At 64.2% G+C, this 900-nt stretch carries 1 protein-coding gene; it reads right to left on the reverse strand.

Annotated features, from left to right (window positions below; genetic code table 11):
• Window positions 1-13 precede the first annotated feature (13 nt).
• Window positions 14-739: an IclR family transcriptional regulator gene (locus IMZ11_RS42635; RefSeq protein ID WP_228649281.1), complete on the reverse strand. Its 726-nt coding sequence runs from the start codon at window positions 737-739 to the stop codon at window positions 14-16.
• Window positions 740-900: the final 161 nt, after the last annotated feature.

Genomic DNA, 900 nt, shown 5'->3' on the forward strand with positions numbered 1-900 from the left:
ATGTCATTCCCTTTCAGTACAGGATGGTCGACAGTTCTTTTGCTGCCCGCACGACTGCGTCCTTGCCGCCCAGCACGACGTCCTCGCGATGCGAGATGAGATTGATGCAGGTGGGCGGAGACGGTGGGCGTCGGCGTACGGGTACCGCAAGGCCGTAGGTGTCCGGTTCGATCTCGCCGTGAGTGATCACCCAGCCCTGTTCGCGGGTGTGGTGGACCAGTTCGCGTTCGCCGGGCCGTGGCGCCATGCTCGCCAGCAAGGCCACCCCGGCCGCACCCCGGTCGAGCGGATGGCGGCTGCCCTCGTGGAACGACAGCTGATAGAAGACCTGCGTCGGGACGATCACTGCGACTGCCACCTGTTGATCGCCTTCGGCCACCAGAAGGGACACGGTGCTGCCGAGTTCGTCGGCCAGCGCGCGCAGGGTCGGGACGCTCAGTGCGCGCATGTTGTTGTCGAAGGACGCACCGAGGGCGGCCAATCCGGCTCCGGGCCGGTACCTGCCGTCTTCACCCTTGGTCACATAACGGAACTGGCTCAGGGTGGCCAGCAATCGGTAGGCGATCGTCCGGTGGGCTCCGACATGGTCGGCGACCTGCTGCACAGTCAGCCCTGTCGGTGCGGCGGCAATGGCGGCGAGCGCGCTCAAACCACGCGCCAGGGTCTGCGACCCGGGTGCTCCGGTCGGAGCGGTTTCGGTATTCGTTTGTGCGTGCGGCTGGGTTGCCTTGGCCGGCATGGCGCCCTCCTTGACAGATAACACCGCGAGAGTGATGCTCTGATAATAATGCACTCGGATGTGCGCTATATGAGCAAAGTGCTTACAAATTCGGAGAATATCATTCTCCCTATCTCCGGAGAGGGGACCATGACAAGCACTGCCGCCGGGCGGGCTTCCGG

Origin of the sequence: Microtetraspora sp. AC03309, from assembly GCF_020826795.1 — a bacterium.
Classification (GTDB): Bacteria; Actinomycetota; Actinomycetes; order Streptosporangiales; family Streptosporangiaceae; genus Microtetraspora; species Microtetraspora glauca.